The following is a 531-nucleotide window of genomic DNA, read 5'->3' on the forward strand; positions in this document are numbered from 1 at the left end:
ATGAATTATTTAATGATAATTACTCAATTATTGGATGGGATATAGAATTTAGATTGCCAATTGTCAAATCTTACGATATAAAAAATCTTACAGAAAAATTTTATTTACAATTAAAATTTATAGAGGACAATAAATTAAGCTTTATTGAAAATCATATTGTAATTTTATTACATGATTGGATGTTTCAAACAGCAAATAGTATACAACTATTGAATTCACTTTTAAAGAAAATTCAATTAAACCCTAATTGGAAATTTAATTCTTTAAAAAATTACCCATTAAATAATTAGAGTATAAATGAACATCAATCCCACCCGCCTACAGCAACACTTTGAAGCCATGAGCTTGATTGGTAAAATCGGTAAAACAGGGACCAATCGCCCTGCCCATTCACAAGATGAAAAGAAAGCATTTGTATTGGCTGCAAGCTGGATGGAGGAAGCCGGTATGACAACACATATAGACAATTTCGGTAACCTTATCGGAAGAATGGAAGGAAAGAATAAAACATTGCCTGTGTTAATGATGGGC

At 30.5% G+C, this 531-nt stretch carries 2 protein-coding genes; both read left to right on the forward strand.

The genetic code is table 11. The features are described 5' to 3' along the window. A partial coding sequence (locus tag E3E36_RS12950) for a hypothetical protein (protein ID WP_206203640.1) occupies window positions 1-290 on the forward strand: 290 nt, incomplete at its 5' end. 7 nt (window positions 291-297) lie between these two features. Continuing rightward, window positions 298-531 (forward strand): hypothetical protein (locus E3E36_RS11465; RefSeq protein ID WP_206203641.1); only part of this gene is annotated, 234 nt, incomplete at its 3' end.

This window comes from Thermococcus sp. M36, from assembly GCF_012027355.1.
Lineage (GTDB): Archaea > Methanobacteriota_B > Thermococci > Thermococcales > Thermococcaceae > Thermococcus.